Consider the following 24,895-nt stretch of genomic DNA (forward strand, 5'->3'; position numbering starts at 1 on the left):
CGTGGTGCGCGATATTCCCCTGGCCAACGGCTGGAGCGCCTGGTCGGACGTGGCCCTGCGCAGTGCGGGCTTCCCCGCGGAACTGACCGACCGTCTGGGTTCACCCGAATTGGCCGCCGCGGCCGATGCCGCCATCGGCTCGACAGACCCGGAAGCGCGTCGGGCGTATCTGGATACGTTCGCGTCGGCAGCGGCCCGTATGACGGGGGCGCTGCAGCAAATCGCCGCCGACCGAAACTTCCGAGAGGCCGTGGCCTGGCAGAATCCACGCCTGCTGACGGAGTGTCTGGACAAAACGGCGCGCGGTGAGCGGCGCAACGTGAAGGGCCGCAACCACGAGGCCACAGTCGCCGCCTACCTCCAGCGTTACTGCCTCAAGAACGACACCATCGGCTACTTCGGTCCGGTGAGCTGGGCCCACTGGCGGGAAGACCTCGACGAGGCGATCGGCGTCGACGTGCACCAGCGGGAGCTGGACCACCGCACGCTGTACCACGAGAGCTGGGCCGTCGATGCGATTGCCGCCGCCCTCGGGGATTCGCCCGAGCTCCGGGCGTGGACGGTGCCCCGTCCCAACCCTGCCCACCATCGGCTGGGCGGCCAGGTCCGACGGTCCGGTCGTCCGGTTCTGCTGCTCACACCGGAACAGGAAGCGCTTCTCGATCTCGTGGACGGTGTCCGCACCGTCGGCGACATCGCTGAGGAGCTGGCGTGGTCGGAGTATCCGGATCTCGGCGACCGGGAGACGGCATGGTCCGCGCTGTCGGCACTCGCCGAGGACGGCGTATTGCACCTGGACTGGACGGGACCGGTCGAAACCCGCCCCGAGGAGTCACTCGCCGCCCGCATCGGCGCTGTCAAGGACCCTTCGGTTCGGGAGAAGCCGGCCCGCGTCCTGGAGCGGTATCTGGAGGCGGCGGGCCGGGTGCAGCGTAGTGCCGGGGACCCGGAGGCCCTGTACGAGGCGCTACGGGATCTCGGTGCCCTCTTCACCGAGATCACCGGCGAGCGTGAACAACGCAGGGAGGGGCAGACGTACGCCGGCCGCACTCTCGTGTACGAGGACACCGTGGGGTCGACGCGGGTGTGGCTCGGCGAAGAGTTCCGGCGGGCCGTCGGTGAGCCGCTAAGCCTGCTGCTGCAGTCCGCGGCCTGGCTCGTGCACCGGATCGCCGGGGAGTACGAACAGCTTTTCACTGCGCTGTACGAGCGCCGCAGCGCGCAGGCCGAGCAGTCCGAGGTGCCGCTCACGGCCCTGCTCAGCCTGGCCACGCCCTACTTCTTCCACTCCCTGCGCGCACTGCCCGATCCCGTGCGGCGGGCGATCTCCGAATTCCAGCGACGCTGGAGCGAGATCCTCGGGGTGCAGGACGGTGGTGACGACGTCGTCCTGTCCGTGGACGCCGTCAAGGACGCGGCTTTGCGTGCGTTCGCGACCGACGGGGCAGCGCCGTGGGCCACGGGGCGCTATCACTCCCCTGACCTGCTGATCGCCGCCGAGAGCGTCGAGGCCGTCAACCGTGGTGATTTCGTCGCGGTGATGGGCGAGATCCACGTGGCGCTCAACTCCCTTGAGGGCAGGGTGTTCGTCGAGCAGCACGACGACCCGCAGGCGTTGCGCAAAGCAGCGGCCGACGAACTGGGCGACGAGCGGATCTATGCGATTCCCGCGAAGGAATGGCATGCCGTGAGCTCCCGGCTCGCTCCTCCCTCGGCATTGCTCTCTCCGGAATTCCGGTACTGGACAATGCATCGGCCGTCGATCGATGCCCCTGGACCGGTGTGGCCGGCCGCCGACCTGTACGTGCGGCCCGGCACCGACGGGCGATTGCTCGTCCACGACGGGGCCGGGCGTACATTCGGCCCGCTCACTCAGGTGTTGGGCGAATTCCTCTCGGCCTCCTCCGTGAACGCGTTCGCCATGATACCTGCCATGGCGCGACGCCCCAGGGTGCAGATCGGCACGCTCGTCGTCGCCCGCCGCGCCTGGCGGTTCACCGCCCGAGATCTGGCCTGGTCCCGGGTCCGCGACGAACGAGAACGCTTCCTCGCCGCGCGTGCCTGGCGCCGTGACACAGGTCTGCCGGAACGAGCCTTCTACGTGGTCCCGATCGACGACAAGCCGGTCCACGTCGACTTCACCAGCATCGTCTACGTCAACGCGCTGGCGAAGGCCGTCCGGCAGACCGGCGATGTGAACGGCGAGATCTCCCTGAGCGAAATGCTGCCCGACCCCTCCCAGCTATGGCTGCGGGACGGTGAGGGCCGGGCGCGCACGTGCGAGCTGAGGATGCTCGCGGTGCCACGAAAGGATGCTGACGCATGAGCCGGGCCCGTGACCTCACATCAGGTGAAGAGCAGTTCTGGACCTTCGAACAGCTCCACCCGGAGGAACCGTTGGTGAACGTCGCCGTGTGCTACGAGATCGACCAGCCCGTCGCCCCCGGAGCGCTGCTCCGCGCGGCAGAGGACGTCGTCGCACGCCACGAGGTGCTCCGTACCAGCTACCACGCTGTTGGCGGCCGGCCGGCCGCGCGGGTCCACGACCACGCGGAAGCAGAGCTGCTGACCGCCCACGCCGACTGCCGGGCCTCGGCCATGGAGCTCGTCGAGTCCCTGGCGCTCAAACCGTTCGACCTCACCCGCGCACCGCAGTTGCGCGTCGCCCTCGTGTCATGGCGTGAGGACGCGCACCTCCTGCTTCTCGGCGCGCATCACGTGACACTGGACGGCCCGAGCCTCGGCGTCGTCTCCGACGAGCTCAGCGACGCCATCGCCGCGTACACATCGGGCCGCGCATGGGAACCCCAGCCGCTGCCGGTCACCTACAGCCAGGTCGCAGCCGCCGAACGCGCGGCGGCCAGTGACGGCTCCTGGGATGCCGCGATCGCCTTCTGGCGGGAGACCCTCGCGGCTGGGGGCGCCCGCTATCCGTTGCGCACGTCGTCGGGCGCCGGAGGATTCGCCACACACAGTCGAACCGTCCGCCTCGACCCGGACCGGTCCGGACACGTCCGGGCTTTCGCCCAGGCGCAGCACATGAGCACCAACATCGTGCTGATGACCTGCTGGGCCATGCTGCTGCAACGCGTGGGCGGCGTGCGTGAGCTGGTGCTCGGCGTGCCGGTATCGAGCCGAGAGACCCATGACAAGGAAACGCTGGTGGGTCTGGTGATGAACACCGTGCCGGTGCATGTACCAGCGCTGGACGGCGACCCGGCCGAGGCCCTGCGCACGGTGCGACGACGCTTTCTGTTCTGTCTTCGCCACCGTCACGTCCCGCTGCTACGGCTCGCGCGGGAGGTACGGCCTGGGCGGTCCCTGGAGACCGATCCGCTGTACCAGGTGATGTTCACCCACAACCACGAAGCCGTTCTGTCCTGGGCCGGACGGCCCGCACCGAGGGCCGCCCTGACAGCCGGCAACTCCGAGACTCCGCTGGGTCTCGCGATGGTCGAGGAAGCCGGCGGCTCGATCCGCCTGGAGTTCGACGTGTCGTCCCAGGATTTCGACGCCTCCTTTGCCGACCGGCTCACCACGGAGTACGTGGACCTGCTGCTCGGCATGGCGGGCTCCCCCACGGTGGACGTTCGGAGGGCCGGATGACCACAGCGAAGCACTACGACATTGTGGTGGTGGGCGCACGCTGTGCCGGCGCCTCCGTCTCCTTCCTGCTGGCCCAGTCCGGTCTTTCGGTGCTGATGCTCGACGCGGCGGCGTTCCCCTCCGGGACCATGTCGACCCTGTTCCTCCAGCCTCAAGGCGTTTCACTGCTGCGGGAGTGGGGGTTCGTCCCGGACGCGCTGGGCACCGGTTGCCCCCCGTTGCGCGACATCGTCTACCGGGCCGGTGACACCGTCCTGCGCGGCGCGCTGGGCGACGCAGACGAGTTCGGGTGCGCTCCCGCCCGTACGGACCTCGACCGGATCCTCGTGGAGGGCGCCCTCTCCTACGGAGTCGAGTTCCATGACCGTGCCCGGGTCCACGAACTGGTCGAGGCGGACGGACGCGTCTGCGGGTTGCGCTACCGTGTGGCGGGTTCGGCAGCCTCCGTCGAGGTCCGTTGCTCCCTGGTGATCGGGGCGGACGGCATGCGGTCGACCGTGGCCCGCCTCGCGGGCACCGCCGATCTGCACCGGGCGGCCCCGGCAAGCTGCGTCTACTACGCACTGCACCCCGCGATCGACCACACGGTCCGGCTGTTCGAGGACGACGGCGTATACGTCTCGCACATCCCGACCGCCGGCGACCAAGCAGTTATCGCCGCCTACTTCCCGCAGTCCCGCTTTCCCGAGGTGCGCAGGGACGCCCGCCGCCACTATGCTGCGGCGCTCGCGGCCTTCCCTGAGGTATGCGCCCACCTGGCGAAGACAGGCGGCGAGGCCGAGGGCTTCACCGGCACCGGCGACCAGCAGAACTTTCTGCGGCGGGCGTCGGGGCCCGGATGGTCGCTGCTGGGGGATGCGGCCCACCACAAGGACAGCATCACCGCTCTGGGAATGAGCGACGCGTTCGCCCAGGCTGCGGCGGTCGGCGAAGTGGTGAGCGACACCCTGCACGACCCCGGGCTTCTCGACAAGGCGCTGGAGCAGTGCTGGGCCGACCAGTGTGACGTCCTCATGGCCCACGGCACGGCCGCTGCCTCCATGGCCTCACTTCAGCTGACCGAGCAGCGACGGGAGTTGCTGCGCCAGGTGGTGGCCTGCGGGTTGGAGAAGGAGTTCTTCACCGTCATGGAAGGCCGTTCCCCGTTGGAGGACCTCATGGACATGATCGATACGCGCCGTGCGGCCGCCGTCGGCACCGGCGGATGTCACCTGTGAACGAGCGACCAATGGCCACCCGGAAGCGATGAATTGATGCGTGAGAACAAGCTCACCGACGACGGCGCAACCTCTCCTGCAGGAAGAGATGTGGTGTTGCTGCACCGGCTCGACGGTGCGACCAGCTACCACCAGGCCCAGCGGATGGGTGCGGCCCTGCTGCACGGCGTTCCCGAAGCGTCGGGGCCGACGTGCGACACGGCCGTCGGCCCGGTGTTCACCTACAGTCCGCGAGCGGACCTGCGCGGCGCCGAACCGGCCGCCGCCTGGTGTCGTGACCGGCTCACCGCCCGACGCGCCGGTCACGGTACCGATGCTCTGATGGTCGAGGAAGCCCTCTGGAGCACCGCCGAGCGCGGATTTGCGCTGGCGCTGATCACCGGCCGTGAGCAGGCACGACGTCTGCTGGAGTGCGATAGCCCCGTCGCTCGGGCCCCCGCGGTGGGCTCGTCGTGGTGGTCGCCTGTGTCACTGGAGGAGGCCGGCAGTGTCGCGGGGCGCAAGGCCGAGCCGGCGGACTGGGACGTGCTGCGACTGCTCACCTCGGCACCGGACGACCGGCACGCGGTCACCGACGAGCACGGCGCTCTGACCTACGGCGAACTGCGCGCGGGAGCCTTCGCCGTCGCCCGGCACCTCAAGGACGACCACGGTGTTCGCCCCGGCGACCGTATCGCCCTGGTGGGCGGCCGTGATGCTGCGACGGCCACCTGCATTCTGGGAGCCTGGCTGGCCGGAGCGGCTTGGTGTGCCGTCGACCGCGAACTGCCGAGGCCCCGTCGTGAGTCGGTTCTCGGCGCCCTGCTGCCCCAGACGGTGCTGGACACCGCCTCGGTGCCCGCCAGCTCCGCGAAGGACGCCCCGGCCCGCACGGTCCTCGCGGCAGACGCGGTGGCATATTTCGTAGCCACCTCGGGCAGCACCGGCACACCCAAACTCTCCGCTCTGCCGGCAGGGGGACTGCGTCCTCTGCTGGACGGCTGGTCCGCCTACTACGGTCTGAACGAGCCGCACCGGGTGCTGCAAATCGGCAGCTGGGAGGGGGACGTCTTCCTGGGCGATCTGCTGAAAGCGCTCGAATCGGGTGGGACGCTCGTCATCTGCCCGCAGCAGCGCCGCTCCGATCCCGAGTTCCTGGCCCGCACGGTCGTGGAGCAGGACATCTCCTTCGCCGAAACCACGCCGACCCTGATGCGCGCCCTGATGCGCGCCCTGGGAAGGCGAAAGTGCGGCCTTCGGGTGGCCGTGGTCGGTTCGGACACCTTCCGCATGGAGGAAGCACGGGAACTGAGCCGGCTCGTCCCTGCCGGGACCCGGCTCGTCAACGGGTACGGCCTGACCGAGTGCATGATCGAGTCGGTGGTCTACGACTGTGCCGCGCTGATGCGCACGCCGGGCCTGGAGGACGGCCTGTGTCCTCTCGGCGCACCACTGCCCGGCACAGCCGTCCGTGTCGTGCACCCGGAGACCGGTCGGGTGCTCCCCCGGGGCGTCGTGGGCGAGTTGGTGATCGACAGCCCCGGAGTGGGCCTCGGCTATGTCGGTGCGGACGGGCCGGTCGCCGAGGGCGGCTTCGCCGGCGAGGGCTTCCGTACGGGCGATCAGGTCTCGCTGGACGCCGATGGCCTGATGCACTTCCACGGCCGGTCCGACTCCCGGGTGAAGGTTCGGGGCCATCGCGTGGAGCTCGGTGACGTCGAGAACGCCCTGCTACGTGTTCCCGGGGTCGCCGAGGCCTACGTCTCCCCTTTCGAGCGGTCCAGCGTGACCGAACTGGCAGCCTTCGTGGCATCCCCCGCGGAAATGACCGAGGCATTCGTACGTTCGGAGCTGCTCGCGTACATTCCCGCGGCCATTGTCCCAGTGAGGTTCCATCTCAGCCAAGCGCTTCCTCGACTACCCAACGGAAAGCTCGACAGAAGAGCGATGAAGGTGCAGAATCAGCAGAACGAGAATTTTTCGGAGATTCCGGAAGACCTCCCGGGACGCATCCGTTACTGCTGGGAGTCCGTACTCGGGCGACCGGTCGCCACCGGATCCACATTTTTCGACCAGGGCGGCACTTCTCTCCTCGTCATCACGCTGGCCGAACTGCTGCGCGAAACGTTGGGGCCGGAGTACGAGTTCTCTGTCGCGGACCTGTTCCGCTGGCCGACGATCGACACCTTCGCGTCCGCGCTGCACCTACGCGCCGAGCCGCACGGTGGGGGGCAGCGGGCCGGCAGCGCCCCGGAGCGTCGGGAGATGCTGCAGGCGCTGGCCCAGGGAAACGCATCCGTCGAAGAGGTGCTGGAAAGGATTCACACTTCATGAGGAACAAGAGTTCCGGCATGATATTCGACAGTGCAGGAATAACCGTCAACCCGGATGCCCGTGCCCTGACCCTCGTTCTGTTTCATCACGCCGGCGGGTCCGCCCTCTCCTTGGTTCCTCTCGTCATTGATCTGCCGGAGCACATCAGGGCCCGTATCATCGAATTACCTGGCCGAGGAATTCGGAGCACGGAGCGTCCAGCGGAAGATTTCGACAGGGCTCTGCACGACTGCCTGGAGAACACCAGCGAATACACCGCTGGCCCGCACATCCTCTTCGGTCACAGCCTCGGCGGCGCCTTCGCCCATGAGGTGGGGCTGTCGAACGAGTCGGCCGGCCGGGCCCGGCCGCGGCGGGTCGTACTGTCCTCCTGCTCGCTGCGCGCGGGGACGCGGCCACCGGCCTCCGGGGCCCCCACTCGCCGGGACCGGAGCGAACTGACCGAGGAGATGCAGCGGCACGGCGGCACGCCCGCCGAGGTCTTCCGCTCCCCCCATCTGCTGGACGCGGCGCTGGCGACGCTGGGCGACGACATGATCCTCGTCGACAGCTACCGCCCGCGCCCCGTCCTGTCCCGCCGCAACGTGCCCTACAGCCTCTGGTATGGCGACAGCGACGAGACGGTCGTCCGGGACACGGCCGAGGTCTGGGCCGAGCGGACCGGCGCACCGACCGCCGACGTCGCCGTCTTTCCCGGCGGGCACTTCTACCTCGACCAGAGCACACGGCCGGGCCAGTTGCTCAGGGACCTCGCCCGCACCGAAGCCGCCATCCCGTACGAGCATGCGTGAGGACGTCCGATGACCCAACTCGTCAACAAAGTTCTGTCGTTGCTCGGCCAGGGTGCCCTCGACCGGGCCGAGGCTCGCACGCTGGTCGGGGCTTTGCAGCAACGCACCGAACCGTCGGCCGACGCACCGATCGCCGTGATCGGCGTGGCCGCCACGCTCCCGGGCGCGGACTGCTACGAGAACTTCTGGGACGTCCTGATCCACGGTAGGGACCGCGTGGGCGGCCTCCCCGGGCCCCGACAGGAGTTGTGCGCTCCAGTCATCGAACCGGGCACGAACCCCCATTTCCTGACGGGCGGTTGGCTTGACGACATCGACCACTTCGACAACGAGTTCTTCTCCATCACCCCGGCGGACGCCCGCGGAATGGACCCGATGCAGCGGCGTTTCCTCCAAGTGGCCTACCACTGCCTGGAGGACGCGGGCTGGGCGGGCAGGATCCGCGGGTCGCGAACGGGTGCTTTCGGGTCGGTCCCGGACGGCGACTACCAGCACGTCGCCCCGCTCACCTCGCCTGCCGACGTTCCCGGGCGCATCGGCTCCTTCGGGCTGAGCCGGCTCTCGCACTGGCTGGACCTGCGGGGCCCTGCGTTCAACGTCAGCTGCACGTGCTCGTCGTCCCTGGTGGCGCTCCACCTCGCGTGCCAGGCGCTGCGCAGTGGCGACTGCGATATGGCCCTCGTCGGCGGTGCGAACATCCTCAGCTTCCCGGTGATCCGTGACTCCCGCCTCGCCGACGCCTCGGGCATCATGTCGCCCGCGGGCAAATCCCAGCCTTTCGACACCGCGGCAGACGGCGTCGGCCGCGGCGAAGGCGTCATCGCTCTGTTGCTCAAGCCTTTTAAGGCAGCCGTGCGCGACCGCGACCGGATACGCGCCGTCATCACGGCGAGCAGCGTCAACAACGACGGCACGTCCGCGATGCTCACCGCCCCGAACCCCGCAGCGCAGGCGCTGCTGCTGCGGGAGGCCTGGCGCAGGGCGGGCTGGAGCCCCGCGGACATCGATTACATCGAAGCGCACGGCACAGGCACGGCGCTCGGCGATCCTATCGAGATCAAGGCCGTCAACGACGCCGTGGGCGCAGTCAGCTCCGATGTACAGCAGATCGCCTTCGGCACCCTCAAGGGGAACATCGGCCACCTGCTCGACGGCGCCGCAGGGCTCGCAGGCCTGGTCAAGACCATGCTGGTCCTAGAGCACCAAGAAGTGCCCCCGACAGTCAATCTGACCGAGCCCAGCAGGCACATCGATTTCCTCGGCAGCGCGGTGTTCGTACCGACCGAGCCCTGGCCGCTGCGCAAGGAGACCGGCGCACCGCTGCGGGCGGGAGTGAGCTGCTTCGGCTTCAACGGCACCAACGCCCACGTTCTGGTGGAGTCGCCGCCGGCTCAGCCACAACCGACAGCGTCCGCCTCAGGACCGCTTCTCCTTCCACTCTCCGCGCGCACACCGGAGCGCCTCACCGAACTGCTGCGTATCCACGGCGCAAGCCGCACCGTCGGCACCCCTTTGGCCGACCTCGCCTGGTCCCTGGCGATCGGCCGGGAGCACTTCACCCACCGCGTCGCGGTGCTCGCCTCGACGCTGGACGAATTCCGCGCTGTGTGCGGTCAGCTCGCAGATCTCGACCGGGAGAAGTGGGCCGAGATCCCCGGTGTGCTGACCGCCGCGACGCACGCGGAGGCCACCCCGAACCGCCGGCGGCGGATCGGCCTGGACTGGGTGCGGGGCGGGGCCCTGGACACGGCGGCACTTTTCGAGGGCCTCCAGCCGCGGCTCGTGACCGCCCCTGGTTACCCCTTCGCCCCAACCCGCTTCTGGCCGGCCGCCCGGCCCACTCCCCCGAACGCCACCCCGGCCGCCCCGCCACAGTCCGGCGTCGAACGCCTCGGGGACGACGTCACCGTCCTACAGATCTGCATCTCACTCGTTCAAGAGGTCCTCGGCTACGACGATGTGACGGCTGAGGACTCGTTCCTCGCCCTCGGTGGCAGCTCGCTGGCCGCTCTGCAAATCCAGTCGGCGCTGCAGCAGCGCTACGCCGTGGAGCTGTCCATGGCCGACATCCTCGCCGCCGACTGCCTTTCCGACCTCGCCGAACTCATCCAGAAGGATGCGTCATGACCGCTGACGAAAAAGTGCTGCGTCTCGTGGCACAAGGAACCATCGATCCCAACCTGGCGGAGGAACTGCTCGACGCGCTCGGCTCGTCCCGGCAAAGCCTTCCCGAGGTCGCGGTTCTGGGCAGCGCGGTGCGTCTGCCCGGCGCGAAGACGCCCGAGGACATGTGGCGGCTGCTGTGCAACGCCCGGCCTGTCACCTCTGTCTTCCCTTCCCAGCGCCTCGACCTGGTCCTCAACGCCACGCAGCGGCTGCACGACGAATACGGGCACCTACGCGACAGCCTGGAGAGCGACGACCGGGCCCACGGCGGGTGGCTGACCGGTATCGAGGAGTTCGAGCCGGCGGCGTTCGGGATGACCGATTTCGAGGCGGGGCTGCTCGGGCCCGTGGAACGCATGCTGCTCGAACTCTCCACGGAAGCCGTGCAGGCGTCCTGCATCACCGAGGACGAGCTGCGCGGTTCACGCACCGGTGTCTTCCTCGCACATCAGCCCGACAGCGCCTTCCCCTACGCCAACCTCTTCGACGACCCCGATGACCGCACGTTCCTCTCCGGAATTCCCGCCAATGTCGCCTACCGCATCGCGTACACGTACGACCTGAGCGGTCCGGTCATGAATGTCGACACCACCTGCTCATCCTCGTTGGTCGCCGTGCACCTGGCACGCCGCGCCCTACAACTGGGCGAATGCGACATGGCCATCGTGGCTGGGCTCAGCCTCAACATGCTGCCGTTCCGGTTCGCGAACTCGACGAGTTTCCCCCTGAGCCCGCGTCACCTGTGCAACGCCTACGACGGCGCCGCAGACGGCACGGTCTGGGGTGAGGGCGGCCTCGCCATCATCCTCAAGCGACGCGACGACGCCGAGCGCGACGGCAACCCCATCGCGGCCGGCATCGTCGGCTCGGCCGTCGCCAGCGACGGCACCACCAACGGCATGGCCGCCCCCAGCCCCGCCGCGCACTCCGCCGTGGTACGCCAGGCACTCGCGGAGGCCGGGCTGAGCGCATCCGACATCGGCTACCTGGAGGGCCACGGCGCCGGAACCGTCCTCGGCGACCAGGTCGAACTGGACGCCCTCACGGACTCGTTCCGCCAGGACTCCGGCCTCAGTGGTTTCTGCAGCCTGGGCTCCGTGAAGACGGTCCTCGGCCACCTCAAAGACGCCTCCGGCCTGGCCGGACTCCTGTCGGCCCTGTTGCGCATCCAGCACCGAGCACTGCCCCCACTGGCCTCACTCACGACACCGGCCCCCGACGTCACCTGGGAAACCAGTCCTTTCAGACTCGACACCACCGCCCGCACCTGGGACTCCGACGGCCCACGCCGCGCCGGTGTCTCCTCGCTGGGTATCAGCGGCACCAACGCACATGTGATTCTTGAGGAGTACCAGCCGCGTCACGGGGGAGCCGACTGCCACGACGAGCCGGTGCCCGTCCTGCTCAGCGCGTCGAGCCGCTGGTCCCTGTGGGGCCTGGTGAACCGGCTGGCCAGTGATCTGCCGGCTGGCCTGACGCCCGAGGCGGCCGCCGCCGCCTTCTCGCGTCGCTCCCACGGCCCGGTCCGCCTCGCCGTCCTCGCCACCACGCACGACGAACTCGCGGCCAAACTCCAACGACTCACCGTTGTCCGCGACTTCGAGCAGGTACCGGACACCTTCTACGCCGATGGCATCTTCATCGCGGACCACTCCGACGCCACCGCTCGCAGCATCGACGAGGTCCACCGCCTGCCCGACCGCCTGCGCGGCCTGGTACGCGACTTCCTTGACGGAGCCGACGTCTCCGGCGACTACCGGGCCCTCACCGGCACTGCTCCCGCGGCGCTGCTGCCCACGGCGCCGTTCGCCCCTCGGCGCATCTGGCCGCACGGGGTCGAGTCCGCACACGACGTCAGTGATCTGTTCTTCGAACCGGTCTGGAACCACTGCCCGCTTCCCGAGGACACGGTGACCCACGGCACCGTCTTGGTGATCGGGGACGCCCCAGGGCTCATGGAGGCCTTGTGCATCCGCCTCGCCAAGGCAAGCGACGAGGTGGTCCAGCTACGGCCCGGCCCCCTGTGCGACTGGGAGGCCCCGAACCGGTTCCGCGCCCCCTTGGACGATCCGGCCGGCTACCGCGCCCTGTGGCAGGCGCTCGGCGAAGCCCGTACCGCATCACTCACTGGCATCGTCTTCGCGGCCGACTGTGGTGCCGGCACCACAGCGACGGATCTCGACTCCGTCCGGGAGAGCCAGCGCAGCGGAGTTCTCTCCCTGTACGCGCTGGCCAAGAGCCTCGCCGACCTTGAGTTCGACCACCACATCACGGTCGCCTCACTCACCCGCGAGGCCCATCCGGTGGGCGACCCGGCTGGCCACCGCCCCGAGCGCACTACCCAGTTCGGCCTGCTCCGGGTCGTGTCGCAGGAGATACCGCACATCCGTGAGCTGTGTATCGACCACGACGCGGCCGATCCCGACGAGGTGGCCCGGCACGTCGTCGAGGAACTCACGGTATCTCCCTCGCAAGCCCAGTCGCAGATCGCGTACCGGGCGGGCGAGCGTCTCGCACGGACCGTACAGCGGCAGGAGACCCGCCCCACGGACGCCAAACCGCTGGCATTCCGCCCCGGGGGGCTGTACGTGATCGCAGGCGGCACCGGCAACCTCGGTCCGCAGCTGACCCGCGCGCTCGCCGAGCGTGGCGCGGGAACGGTGGTCCTCCTGTCCCGCACAGGACTGCCCGCACGCCGGCAGTGGCCCATTCTGAAGACCTCGGACAGCGGTCCGTGGCGCGTACGCCTCGAAGCGATCGAGCAGGCCGAGGCCCGGGGCTGCTCGGTGATCGACCTGACGTGCGACATCACCGACCCCGCGGCAGTGGCGAGCACCTTCGAGCACATCACCACGGAATACGGACGCGTCGACGGTGGCTACATGCTGACCAAACAGCTCTTCCACCTGTGGATCCGCGACCTGGACGCCGACGACTTCCGCACCGGCATCGAGAACCGTGTGGTGGGCACCTGGCTGCTCAGCGAGGCGCTGCGCAAGGCCGGCGCCGGCCACCTCGTCCTCTTCTCCTCGATCTCCTCGATGAGCGGCACCAAGGGCGCTGGCGAATGCGCCGCGGTCAACCAGTTCCTGGACAGCGCGGCGCCCTACTTCACCCGGCGCGGGCTGCCAACGTACACCGTCAACTGGCCGCTGATCCTCCACGACCGTTCCGGCTCCGGTGCCCGCACACCGATACCGCCCATCGACCACGCGGACTTCCACGCGGCTCTCACCCGGTTCCTCGACGCTCCGCACGGTCTCGACATCGTCATGCGCTTGGACCTCGCGGAGGCGCACTATCTGCGCCCCGTGCTCCGGATTCCGCTGTCGGACGCCCTGTGGGAAGAGGCGAAGGCCGCGGCCCACCAGAAGAACGGGGCGACGACAGACGTCCACGCCGCCCCCGGGCAGCCGTCCGTCGGGGTGGATCCCGCGGAGGCCGTACGCGAGGCATGGCAGGGTGCGCTCGGCACTCGGCCGTCCGGGAACGACCACTTCTTCGCCGCAGGCGGTTCATCGCTCAGCGTGCTGCGCTTCGTCCACCTCCTCTCCAAGTCCGCGGGCGAGCAACGCATCACCGTCGCGGACGTGTACGCGTACCCCGCCTACGAAGCCCTGGTGACGCTCATGACCGACGGTGCCCCCGCAGTTGCCGAAGCAGAACCCGAGACACAGGCCGACGACGTCGACGCATTGCTCGCCCGGGTCGAACGCGGCGAGGTATCGGCCGACGCCGCTGCCGAACTGCTGACGCGTGGGGGCGGCGCATGAGAACCGCCGTTCTCTTCCCCGGACAGGGGTTCCAGCGCGCGCACCTCGGCAAGGACCTCTACCGCAGCCACCAGGCGTGCAGGGACGTGTACGACGAGGCGGCGGCCGAGCTGGGGTACGACCTGATCGCCGCAGGGGAGCGCCTGGGGGTCTTGTCGGCCAGGCACGACATCGTCCAGCCACTACTGGTGGCCTACGGTCTCGCCGCATGGGCGGCGGCCGCCAAGTGCGGCGTGGAACCGTGCGTAATGGCCGGCCACAGCCTGGGAGAGATCACCGCGCTCGCCGCCGCGGGCGCCCTGAGCACTACCGACGCGGTGCGTCTTGCGCGGCTGCGCGGCACTTGGATGAGCGAGTGCCCGGACGGCGACGCCTGGCTGGTCTTCGGGCCTTCGGGCGATCAGGTGCGCGAGGCCTGCGACAATTCACCAAGCGGCGAGGTCTGGCTGGCCAACCGGAACATGCCCGACCAGTCCGTCGTCAGCGGTACGGCCGCCGGCCTCGAGGCCGTGCGCGAACCACTCCAGGCGATCGGTGCCACCGTCAAAGCCTTGGGCATCGGTACGCCGGTGCACTGCCCGCTGGGGACTTACGCCGCGGACCGAATGGTGCAGGCCGCGGCCGACACACCGGTGACGGCACCGCTCGTGCCCGTACTCTCCACCCTCACCGGTGAACGGCTCGATACGGCAGACCAAGTGCGCGGCAACCTGTCGGCGACACTGACCAGTTGTGTGGACTGGGTGGCGGTCACCTCTGGTGTCCGCGCCGTGCACCCGGACCTGGTCTTGGAGTGCGGCCCGAAGACGGTGCTGCGCGACCTGACCCGGTCCATGTGGCCCGGAGTGCAGGCGTACGCCGTCACCGACCCCGACGGCGTAGCCCTGCTCGCCGGGAAGCCCGGCTGCGCCAGTGTGCGCGACTACACCCTGCGCGCCATGCGCTTGGTCATCGGCACACCTTGCCTCGACCAGTCACCGGAGCAGCGCCGGCGGACCAAGGCCGCCTACACGCAGCTGCGGGACCTCTTGGACTCGCTCGACGACGACCCGTCGGGCACGGGCGCCGGCACAGATCGCGTGGACCGGCTACTGCGCGAAGCCCTTTTGGCCAAGGGCCTCGGTGAAAGCGAAGTCGCACGAGTCACCGGAGGTGCGCTGTGACGCTCCAGCTCGGCGCCATCGGATCTCCCACGCGCCCCGCCGGACGCCGGCCCTTGTCCCTGGCTCAGGAGCAGCTGCTGTTCGTCCGCGAGGTGACCGAGTCCAACAACGGCTACCTCTTCCCCGTCAATGTCCGCTTCCGCGGCCCGCTCGACGTAAGCGCCCTGTGCACCGCCTACACACATCTAGTGATGCGCCATGCTGTGTTGCGCTCCCGAGTGGTGTGCGTGGGCGGTGCATACTTCCAGGAAGTGAATTCGGAGCCGCTGGACCTGCTCGTCGAGGACCTGCGGCAGCTGGGCACCGAGCGCGCCCTGGAGGTGGCCGAGGAGCGGGCGCGCCAAGAGGCGGAGCAACCCTTCGATCTCGAACAGGCGTGGATACGAGGCTGCTTGCTGCGCATCGCCGACGACGACCATGTGCTGCTTCTGAGTATCCACCACATCGCGTTCGACGGCTGGTCCCGAGGTGTTCTGACCCGGGAGCTGAGCACCCTCTACGACTGCGCTGCAGCCGACACCACGCCCCGTCTCGAGCCCCTGACTGCTCAGGTCGGGGACATCGCCGCCCGTGAACGGCAGCAGATCGCGGAACGCGCGTTCGTCAAGGAAGAGGAGTACTGGACTCGCCACCTGACGCCGCACGCGCCTGACTTGCCCCTGCCCACCGACCGGCCGCGCCCCCCGCTGCTGTCCGGGAACGCCGGCCGCGTCTGGGCACCACTCGGCCCCGACCTCACCGCCGCTCTGGAGCAGGCGGCCCGACGACAGCGCTGCACGGTGTACATGGCGCTGCTCGCCGCCTTCGAGGCGACGCTGTGGCGCGCCTCCGGCCAGACCGACTTCTGTGTCGGTGCGGCGACATCCGGCCGACACGATCCGGACGCTCAGGGCCTGATCGGCCTGTTCGTCAATGACATCGCCTACCGGTCGGACTGTGCGCCCGGGCAGACCCTCGGCGAACTGCTGAGCGCCGTGAAGAAGACCGCACTCGACGGCTACCGGCATCAGAAGTTGCCGTTGCAGCGCGTCGTCGAACTGGTGCGCCCGCGCCGGCAGGTCAACCGTCACCCATTGTTCCAGCACGCGCTCGCGCTGCAGCCCCGCACCGCCGAGGACTCCGGCTTCGCCCTGACCGGCGTCCGCACGGAGCCGTTCACCACCCTCGCCGAGGGCAGCGCACTGGACCTCGCAATGAGCATCCACTACGAGGACGACGGCCTGCACTGCACCGCCGACTTCAGCACCGACCTCTGGGACGAGGGATCGGTGGAGCTGCTCGTCGAGAACTTCCGACGCACTCTCACGGCGATGACCACAGACACCGAGGCCAAGGTCGAGGACCTCGACCTGGTCGAGGACTGGGTGCGGACGCCAGCGATACCGGCCGGCTCGGTCTCGGCCGCCGGTGCGGGCGCCCCCGAGCCCGACGCGGATGTGCTCGAACGGCTGCGGGCCGTATGGACCGCACTGCTCGGCCGGCCCATCGCTGACCAGGACAACTTCTTCGAAGTGGGCGGCGACTCCATCCTGGCACTCCACCTGGCCAACCGCGCCCGGGCTGCGGGCGTCGAAGTCAGGGTCCGCGACCTGTTCGCCCACCAGACGCTCCGTGCCCTGGCCGGCAGCGCCTCGGCGCAAACCCCGCCGGCTCCGGAAGCACCGCGGGTACGGCCGCGGCCGACCGGAACGATGCCGCTGTTGCCCATCCAGTCCTGGTTCTTCGCCGGCCAGCGCGACGACGCTCACTACAACTTCACCGTTCTGTGCACCCATCCCGGTGAACTGGACGTCCATGCGATGCGGCGTGCGGTCGCCGTCACGCTCAAGCGCCACGATGCCAGCCGCATCCGGTTTCGCAAGGCCGGCGACGGGACTGTGCAGCAGCACTACCTCGACGGGCCCGGCCACGTACCGCTGGCCGTGCAAGACCTCACCGACCGGCCGAGCGCACAGCAGGCGCGCGACACGCTGGAGGAGATCGCTCTCGATGTCCAGCAGTCCCTGCGCGTTTTCGGCGACGGGCCACTGATCCGCTGCGTTCTGTTCCGCATGCCCGATGGTGGCACCAAGCTCCTCATCGCCGCCAGCCACTTGGTCATGGACGTTGCCGGCATGCAGGTGGTCCTGGAGGACATCGCGGCGGCCTACCGGAGCCTGGTCGAGCGGCGTCGTATCGAGCTGCCCCCTGTCACGGCGACAGTCCAGGAGTGGGCCGAGGCGCTGCGCCACCACGCGCACGACAGCGCCGAACTCGCGGCTGAACTCCCCTACTGGCGCGACGTGGAAAGTGCCTGCCCAACGGACTTTCCTGTCGACCACCCGGACGCGCCGAACACGGTGCGCCACCAGCGCACCGCCGTCTTCCGTCTCCCACCTGACGGCGTGAGGGCGTTGCGCCGGCTGCTCCCCGGCCGCCCCGGGCAGAGTCTGTTCACCGCTCTGCTGGCAGCTGCGGGCTGGGCGCTGGGATCACGTATCGGCTCGCGGGGGCTCGTCATCGACCTGGAAGGCCACGGCCGGGAAGACCTGTTCACCGAAGTGGACCCCTCACGGACCGTCGGCTGGCTCACCTCCATCTACCCCTTCGCCCTGCCCACTGGGGCGGTTGTGGAAGGCATCCAGGGGCTGAACCGCCTGGCGGACCGCTACGCGCAGCTGCCCGGAAACGGCCTGGGCTACGGGCTGTTGGCGGAGGCGAGCCGCGGCCTCGGCTGGCGCGAGCGCGCGGTGGCCTTCAGCTACATGGGTTCCATGAGCTCCGCACGCCACAACGAGTCCGAATTGTTCGCCTACGACGATGTCGCGCCCGAAGGGGCGCGACACCCGGACATGGCCCGGCGGCATGATCTTGAGATCGACGCCCTGGTCGTCGATGACGCCCTGCGGATCTCTCTCACCTACGGAAGCCTGCGCCACGACGAGAGCACGATTACCGGCCTCGGTACCGCGTGCTTGGAGTACCTGCAGAGGCTGAGCCGTTCCTGTCGCTCCCGTCCGTGACCCCGAGGAAAGGCAATTGTGACCACGCTTCCCACCCACCGCACCGTCGTCAACCGACGGCGGGAGAAGGCCGTCTGGCCGACCCATGTTCCCCTTCCTGCTGGCTGGGAGCCCATAGGGGCGCCGGACACCGAAGAAGGCTGCCTAACGGCGCTGCGCGCCCTACCGGCGCCCGAGCAGTGCGCCGAGGTCCTCAGCCGGCATCCGCTGGTGCACAGCGCCTGGGTGCACCCGATGCGCAGGGACACCACTCTGGTCGTCGTACCCGACTTCGCCGAGCAGTCCACCGCGGACCAGGACGGCGTGCTGGAAGCCTGGCAGCTGATCTTCGACGAAATGTACGCTGATGAGCCCGGTGACCGGTTGGCCGGCTGGGTCGACTCGACCACCGGCGAGCCGGTCGGTCCGCAGGACATGAAGAACTGGGTACAAGCCACGGTCGAGCGGATCACGCCCCTGCCACATGGCCGTGTCCTGGAGATCGGCAGTGGCACGGGGCTGATTGCCCGCTCGGTGCTGGCGCTCGAAGACGTCGAACGCTATGTCGCGACGGACGTCTCGGAGTCCGCCGTGCAAAACCTGCGCAACGTCCTCCCGATGTCCGGCGTGGTCGAGTACCGGGTCGGCGACGCACTGGGAATCACGCACGAACTCAACGAGACCTTTGATCTGGTGGTGCTCAACTCCGTATGCCAGTACTTCCCCTCGACCCGCTACCTGACCGAGGTGCTGGCCCACCTCGCCCCGCGTATGGCGCCGGGCGGACACGTGGTGCTGGGAGACCTCCGGCACGCGGGGCTCGAACCGAGGCTCGCCGCGGAGCGTGCACGGCTGCACCGTCCCGACGCGGACCCCGCCGAACTCGACCGGGTCGCACAGGACATCCTGCACAACGTGACCGAGCTCGCACTGCACCCGGGCTGGTGCGAACGGCTCGCGCAGCGCATTCCCGGTGTGACGGCCGTCGACACCAGCCCCCGGCTCGGAACTGCAGCCACCGAGATGACGCGGTTCCGCTTCGATGCCGTGCTGCACTTCGGCTGCCCGACCGTACCCGCGCCGACCGCAACCGCCCGGGATGCGGCCGCCCTCGACGGGCCTGCCTTGGACGAGCGGATCAGGCTCGGCGTCGGTCCGTTCCGGTTTATCGGCGTACCCAACGCCCGGCTCGTGACCGCGCCGCACGCGGTAGACCCGGGCGTCCTGCGCCGGGCCGCTGCCGAGTCCAGAGGAACGCTCGCGGTGCGTTTCGCTGACGACAGCAGCGAAGGCACCTTCGACATCGCCTGGTCCCCCGAATCGTGTTCCCGGCGGTGTGGCTGGACACTGCCCCGGCTACATGCCTGCGACGCGATCACGCCCGCTCTGCCTCCACGGGCCACGCAGCGCCTGACCGCGGTGCTCACGCAGGCGCTGCACGAAGGGCTGGGCGCACTCGATCCGGCCCTGGAGATCCTGGTCACCGACGAGACGCCGGCGGAGTGGCGGTCATGACTGCGGCACCGCCGCGACGGCTCGTCTGCCTTCCGGGCGCCGGCATGGACGCTGACGTGTTCCGCAGCTGGGCCCCGCTTCTGCCGACCGGCATGGAGCTGATCACACCCGAGCTTCCCGGCAAGCGCCGTTCCCTGGACGAGCCGCCGCTGGCTTCGGTCGAGGAACTGGCCGCGGAGGTGCTCGCGCAGTTGCCCACCCGGCCGGCGGCCACCGCGTTCTTCGGCTTCAGCTTGGGAGCCCTCGTGGCCTATGAGGCAGCGGTGCAGCTGCCCGCGGACCAGCCGGCCGTCCACCTCTTCCTCGCCGGGTCCCGCGCCCCGGACCGGCCCACCGCGGAACTCGGCTTTATGAACCTGCCCGACGATGAGCTGCGCGCGGCCGTCTCCCGCCTCACGCCCGAGGCCCGCCGAGTGTTCGCCGATGACGACCTGACGCAGCTCCTTCTTCCCGTCATGCGAGCGGACTTCACAGCAGCCGAGGAGTACGAGGCGGCACCGCAACCCGGCTGCCAGGTGCCCATCACGGTGCTGCACGGCGAACAGGACGCCGTCGCGCCCGCTTCCGAGGTACTGGGCTGGTCCCGCTTCACACACGGCCCCTTCCGGTTCTCGGCACTCCCCGGCGAGCACACCTTCGTCTTCGACCAGCCCGAGCGCGTCGTCGCTCTCGTCAACACCTACTGGAGAACCGTGAACACCGACACCCGGCATACCGTCGTCACCCGCGAAACCGTCCGTCAAGCATGGCAGCAGGTTCTCGGGCACGAGTCCTTCGGCGATGAAGACGACTTCTTCGCGGTCGGCGGAAATTCCCTGCTCGCCGCAAAGGTGACGGCGGAGGTCTCGAAGCGGGCGGGCGGTGTCCGTGTGCCCCTGCGTGCCTTCTTCGCCGCTCCCACCGTCGCCGGAGTGGCGGCCACGGTCTCGGAACGCATCGCCGCCGCGGAGGCAGTGCAGTGAGCCTCTGGCAGCTGGAACTGAACCGGACACAGCGACCGTTCCCCGGCCACCTCACCGTCCTTGACCTCTTCCTGGGCAACGTCGCCGAGCGCCCCGACGCTTCCGCTCTCACGGGGCCGGACGGCCGTACCTGGAGCTACCGGAAACTCGACGAGTGGAGCACCGCGGCGGCCGCCCTCCTGAGGGCGGACGGTGTACGGGCGGGTGACTGCGTCGCCCTGGTGTGCGGCCGGAGCTGCGAGGGCGTGGCACTGATCGTGGCGATTCTCAAGGCCGGCGGCCAGTATGTCCCGCTCGATCCGCGTTGGCCCGCCGCCCGCCTGGTCGAGCTGATGGACCGGATGGATGTGGTCACAGTCGCCTGCGACCGGGAGGCGCTGCCCGTGGTACAGGCGGTCCGCTGGGCCGTGTCCACACATCCGGGCGTCGTCTGCCCCGAGGGCGAGACCCCCGCCGAAGGGCACGAACAGGCCGTGGTGGACCTCTTCGACTCCTTGGCCGAGGAGGACGACCTGCTGGCCGCCAACGGCTTCGTGGTCCGCGGCGACGAGAACTTCGCACACGAAGACCTGCAGTGGTACGTCGGACATGTGACAGACCTGGTCGGGTCGCTCGCCTCCCCGGCCACCCGGCTCGCGGACCTGGGCTGCGGCATCGGCACACTGGTGCAGCGCCTCGCCGGATCGGTGGAGAGCACGCTCTGCGTCGACCCGTCCCCCGCCAGCGTGTCCCGGGCGGTCCGGTCTCTGCGGGCGTCCGGACACCCAGTGACCAGTGAGGTCGCGACCGCCGACCAGGTCGGCACCGGTGTCCTGGGCGACCGGGACCTCGTGCTCCTGGCGAGCGCCGTCCAGTTCTTCCCCGGCATCGAGTACTTCCTCGACACGATCGGCTCGATCGTCGCCGCCATGCACCCCGAGGGCCACATCGTGCTCGCCGACCTCGTCCCGGACGCGGCCGAGGGGCCGGGCGGGCTGCTGGCCATCCCGCCCGCTCTCCTGTCCAGGCTGCCCGAGTTGATCCCCGGGATCCACACCGTGCAGATCCACCGGCGCGCCGCCGGTCCGGCCCCGCTCATCGACCGTTATGACGCGGTGCTTGAGATCGCGCGTGATGACACCGCTCCGCCGGCGCCGCGAGAGCGGACCTTGTGGACGTTCGGCACTGCCGTACCGCCCGCGCGTCTGCTGCCCGGCGGGCCGGACTCGCTCGCCTACGCCATCTACACCTCAGGCTCGACCGGAGCCCCGAAGGCCGTCGAGGTGCGCCACCGCTCCCTGGTGAACCTGGTGACCTGGATGCGCGACCACATCGGCATCGGCGCCGCGGACACCCTGCTGTTCACCACCTCGTTCTGCTTCGACCTCTCGGTGTTCGACACCATAGGCATGCTCGCGCTGGGTGGCCACGTACGGGTGGCCGGAGCCCATGAGCTCGACGAACCGCAGACGCTCATCGACATCCTGCGAGACGAGCCGATCACGGTCTGGGACTCCGCTCCCGCCGCTCTGCAAATGCTGGTTCCCTTCATGGAGCTCGAAGCCGGCCCCGTGAGCGACCGGTTGACGACCGTACTGCTGAGCGGCGACTGGATTCCGGTGCCCCTGCCGGGCCTTCTGCGCGAACCCTTTCCCGGCTGCACCGTCTTTTCCCTGGGCGGTGCCACCGAGTGCACCGTGTGGTCGAACTCGTACCGCGTCGGCACGGTCGGGCGGGACTGGCCGAGCATCCCCTACGGCACCGCCATGGCCAACGCCCGGTACGTCGTGCTCGACGAGGGCCTGCACCTATGTGACGCCGGCGTCGAGGGCGACCTCTACATCGCCGGGGTCTGCCTGGCACGTGGATACGCGGGATCTCCCGATCTGACGGCGTCCAAGTTCCTGCCGGATCCGTTCGGTGAACCCGGGTCCCGGATGTACCGCACCGGCGACCGGGCGCGCTGGCTACCCGAAGGACAGCTGCAGTTCCTCGGTCGGACCGACGACCAGGTCAAGGTCCGCGGTTACCGGATCGAACTGGGGGAGATCCAGGCGGCCGCCCTGCGGGCCGACGGCGTCAAGGACGCGGTCCCCGTCACTTTCCGGGTGGCCGGCGCCCTCGACCTGGCCTTGTGCTACGTACCGGACGCGGAGCCCGACACCGCACGTCTGCACCGGGAGCTGTCGCGGGTCCTGCCCGCGTACATGATCCCGACGAAGATCGTCCCCCTTGAGGTCGTACCGCTGACGTCCAACGGCAAGGTGGACCGGGCCCGGCTGCGGGAGCTGATCCATGGCTGACGACGAGGACACCACTGCATGGCTGGTGCCGGTGGCTAACGCGGAGGCACGAGCCACGCTCTACGTCTTCCCTCCCGGCGGCAGCGGTGCGGCCGCCGTGCGAGGGTTTGCCGATACCGCGCCTCCCGACCTGCGCATCGTCGCGGTCAGGCTGCCGGGGCGGGAGAAGCTGGCCCATCTGGAGCCGCTACGCGACATCGACGTGATCGCGGCAGACCTCTGCCTGCAGATCGAGTCCGACTCGGCCGGCCGGCCGCCGCCCCTGCTCTACGGCCACTGCGCCGGGGCGATCATCGCCTACGAGGTCTGCGGCGTCCTTCCCGTGGAGGCCGTCACCGCCCTGGTTGTCTCCGCGCACGAGGCACCCGACCGGATCCCCGTATCGATGGCATGGACATGGCCCGACGACGCGTTCCTGCGCCGGGTCGCCGACGACGGGTACCTGCCCGCCGAGGTGATGGACGACCCGGAGTTGCGCGAACTCGTCCTGCCGGCCCTGCGTGCCGACTACGAGGCCATCGAAACGCATGTCAGCAGCCTGCCCCGGCTCGACTGCCCGGTCCTCGCCCTCCTGGGCGAACAGGACGAGGCCGTGGCGGCCGAGGACGTGGCGGCGTGGCAGCAGTGCACCACAGCACCGTTCGCGCTGGTCCGCGTGTCAGGGGGACACAACCTGATCGACGACGGGCCCGGCGCCGTCATGCGTGCCGTCTCGCAGGCCCGGACCTGGGCCGGGACCGGGGAGCCGCGCCGAGCACAGTACGGAGAATCAGCATGAAGGAATACGAGTACTGCTCGACCGAAGCCTTCGAGCCGGACTGGACCCGGTTCCCCGGGTGGCGCGATGTGGACACGTCCCAGTGGCGTTCCGCCCGTTGGCAGCGCGCCAACACGGTGTTCAGTGTCAAGCGGCTCCACGAGGTCCTGGGCGGCCTTCTGAGCGACGGCATCTATCGGGAAATCACCGAAGACCAGGAGCTGAATGCGACGATGCCGCTGCGCATCACCCCCCACATGCTGAACACCATGGTTCCGGACCTTGCGCCACACTCACCGGAGTTCCGGGAGCGTTTCCGCACCGATCCCGTGCGGCGCTACATGCTGGTCCTCAGTTCGGACCGGGTGAAGGAGCGGATGTCGCACCCCATGGCTCAGCGCGACTCCCTGCACGAGGCGAAGATGTGGGTGGTGGAGGGCATGACCCACCGCTATCCGACGAAGGTGCTCGCCGAACTGACCAGCACATGTCCGCAGTACTGCGGACACTGCACCCGCATGGACCTGGTAGGTGCCTCGACGCAGCAGGTCGAGAAGCGGCCCTTCGCCGAGCGTTCCGGCCTCAGGCTTACACGGATGCTCCAGGAGCTCCGCAGCAACCCCCGCATCCGCGATGTCGTCGTCTCCGGTGGGGATGTCGCCAACGTGCCCTGGCCGCGTCTGGAACAGTTCGTGGCCGATTGCATCGCCATCGATTCGGTCAAGGACATACGGCTGGCCTCCAAGTCCCTGGTGGGCATGCCGCAGCACTGGCTACAACCGCAGGTGCTGCGCGGAGTGGAGCGCCTGGCGCGCCTGGCCCGGGAGCGGCACGTGTCCTTGGCGCTGCACACCCATGCCAACGCGGCCCAGTCCGTCTCACGCCTGGTCGCCGAGGCATCCCACGCCCTGTTGAACGCGGGCCTGCGCGACGTGCGGAACCAGGCGGTGCTCCTGGCCGGGGTGAACGACTCGCGGGACGCCGTCCTCGATCTGAGTTTCGGTCTGCTGGACCGCGCCGGCATCACGCCGTACTACATGTATCTGTGCGACATGATTCCGGCCGCGGAGCACTGGCGTACGAGCCTGCGGCAGGCGGTCGACCTACAGGATCGAATCATGGGCTACCTGCCCGGCTTCGCCACGCCCCGGATTGTCTGTGACGTACCGCTGCTTGGTAAACGCTGGGTCCACCAGTACCGCCGCTACGACGAGACGACGGGCATCTCGTCCTGGGCCGGCGAGCGCGGCGACGAGTTCCGCTATTACGACCCGCTGCACCTGCTGCCGGAGGAAGGCCGCGCATGGTGGCGGCAGAAGGCGACCGGAGCGGTTCCGGCGCTGGCCGGGACCGCCGGATGAGGTGGGCT

General features: G+C 69.3%; 14 protein-coding genes and 1 pseudogene. All 15 read left to right on the forward strand.

Annotation, left to right across the window (positions count from 1 at the left end; genetic code table 11):
- Position 1 precedes the first annotated feature (1 nt).
- The 15 genes and pseudogenes from ACH4EB_RS36405 to ACH4EB_RS36475 all read left to right on the forward strand — a co-directional run bounded on the left by ACH4EB_RS36405 (position 2) and on the right by ACH4EB_RS36475 (position 24,887).
- Complete coding sequence (locus tag ACH4EB_RS36405) at positions 2-2,326, forward strand: lantibiotic dehydratase (protein ID WP_398352696.1); 2,325 nt, start codon at positions 2-4, stop codon at positions 2,324-2,326.
- On the forward strand, positions 2,323-3,606 hold the full coding sequence (locus ACH4EB_RS36410) for a condensation domain-containing protein (RefSeq protein WP_398352697.1): 1,284 nt from the start codon (positions 2,323-2,325) through the stop codon (positions 3,604-3,606). Before ACH4EB_RS36405 ends, ACH4EB_RS36410 begins: the two co-directional genes overlap by 4 nt.
- Positions 3,603-4,823: an FAD-dependent oxidoreductase gene (locus tag ACH4EB_RS36415; RefSeq protein ID WP_398352698.1), complete on the forward strand. Its 1,221-nt coding sequence runs from the start codon at positions 3,603-3,605 to the stop codon at positions 4,821-4,823. The genes ACH4EB_RS36410 and ACH4EB_RS36415 overlap by 4 nt, the downstream gene beginning before the upstream one ends.
- A 36-nt stretch (positions 4,824-4,859) precedes the next feature.
- Complete coding sequence (locus ACH4EB_RS36420) at positions 4,860-7,136, forward strand: non-ribosomal peptide synthetase (RefSeq protein ID WP_398352700.1); 2,277 nt, start codon at positions 4,860-4,862, stop codon at positions 7,134-7,136.
- The gene (locus ACH4EB_RS36425; protein ID WP_398352702.1) at positions 7,133-7,927 is read left to right on the forward strand and encodes a thioesterase II family protein; all 795 of its coding nucleotides are present in this window, start codon (positions 7,133-7,135) and stop codon (positions 7,925-7,927) included. Before ACH4EB_RS36420 ends, ACH4EB_RS36425 begins: the two co-directional genes overlap by 4 nt.
- A 9-nt stretch (positions 7,928-7,936) precedes the next feature.
- On the forward strand, positions 7,937-10,054 hold the full coding sequence (locus ACH4EB_RS36430) for a beta-ketoacyl synthase N-terminal-like domain-containing protein (protein WP_398352703.1): 2,118 nt from the start codon (positions 7,937-7,939) through the stop codon (positions 10,052-10,054).
- Positions 10,051-13,866 carry a beta-ketoacyl synthase N-terminal-like domain-containing protein gene (locus tag ACH4EB_RS36435; RefSeq protein WP_398352704.1) on the forward strand — a complete coding sequence of 1,272 codons (3,816 nt, stop codon included), beginning with the start codon at positions 10,051-10,053 and terminating at the stop codon, positions 13,864-13,866. The genes ACH4EB_RS36430 and ACH4EB_RS36435 overlap by 4 nt, the downstream gene beginning before the upstream one ends.
- Positions 13,863-15,029, forward strand: a complete 1,167-nt coding sequence (locus tag ACH4EB_RS36440) for an ACP S-malonyltransferase (RefSeq protein ID WP_398352706.1) — start codon at positions 13,863-13,865, stop codon at positions 15,027-15,029. The genes ACH4EB_RS36435 and ACH4EB_RS36440 overlap by 4 nt, the downstream gene beginning before the upstream one ends.
- Positions 15,026-18,031, forward strand: a complete 3,006-nt coding sequence (locus ACH4EB_RS36445; RefSeq protein WP_398352708.1) for a condensation domain-containing protein — start codon at positions 15,026-15,028, stop codon at positions 18,029-18,031. The genes ACH4EB_RS36440 and ACH4EB_RS36445 overlap by 4 nt, the downstream gene beginning before the upstream one ends.
- A gap of 18 nt (positions 18,032-18,049) precedes the next feature.
- A pseudogene (locus ACH4EB_RS36450) lies at positions 18,050-18,169 on the forward strand (MbtH family NRPS accessory protein); the annotation flags it as partial.
- Positions 18,170-18,265: 96 nt separating this feature from the next.
- Positions 18,266-19,525 (forward strand): class I SAM-dependent methyltransferase, encoded by a 1,260-nt coding sequence (locus ACH4EB_RS36455; protein ID WP_398352719.1) that lies wholly within the window; start codon positions 18,266-18,268, stop codon positions 19,523-19,525.
- Positions 19,522-20,487 (forward strand): alpha/beta fold hydrolase, encoded by a 966-nt coding sequence (locus ACH4EB_RS36460; RefSeq protein WP_398352709.1) that lies wholly within the window; start codon positions 19,522-19,524, stop codon positions 20,485-20,487. Before ACH4EB_RS36455 ends, ACH4EB_RS36460 begins: the two co-directional genes overlap by 4 nt.
- Entirely contained in the window at positions 20,484-22,769 is a 2,286-nt protein-coding gene (locus tag ACH4EB_RS36465; protein ID WP_398352710.1) for an AMP-binding protein, read from the forward strand. The genes ACH4EB_RS36460 and ACH4EB_RS36465 overlap by 4 nt, the downstream gene beginning before the upstream one ends.
- The gene (locus ACH4EB_RS36470) at positions 22,762-23,547 is read left to right on the forward strand and encodes a thioesterase II family protein (RefSeq protein ID WP_398352711.1); all 786 of its coding nucleotides are present in this window, start codon (positions 22,762-22,764) and stop codon (positions 23,545-23,547) included. Before ACH4EB_RS36465 ends, ACH4EB_RS36470 begins: the two co-directional genes overlap by 8 nt.
- The gene (locus tag ACH4EB_RS36475; protein ID WP_398352712.1) at positions 23,544-24,887 is read left to right on the forward strand and encodes a KamA family radical SAM protein; all 1,344 of its coding nucleotides are present in this window, start codon (positions 23,544-23,546) and stop codon (positions 24,885-24,887) included. The genes ACH4EB_RS36470 and ACH4EB_RS36475 overlap by 4 nt, the downstream gene beginning before the upstream one ends.
- Positions 24,888-24,895: the final 8 nt, after the last annotated feature.

Source organism: Streptomyces sp. NPDC018045 (assembly GCF_044327445.1).
In the GTDB taxonomy this organism is placed as follows: Bacteria; Actinomycetota; Actinomycetes; order Streptomycetales; family Streptomycetaceae; genus Streptomyces.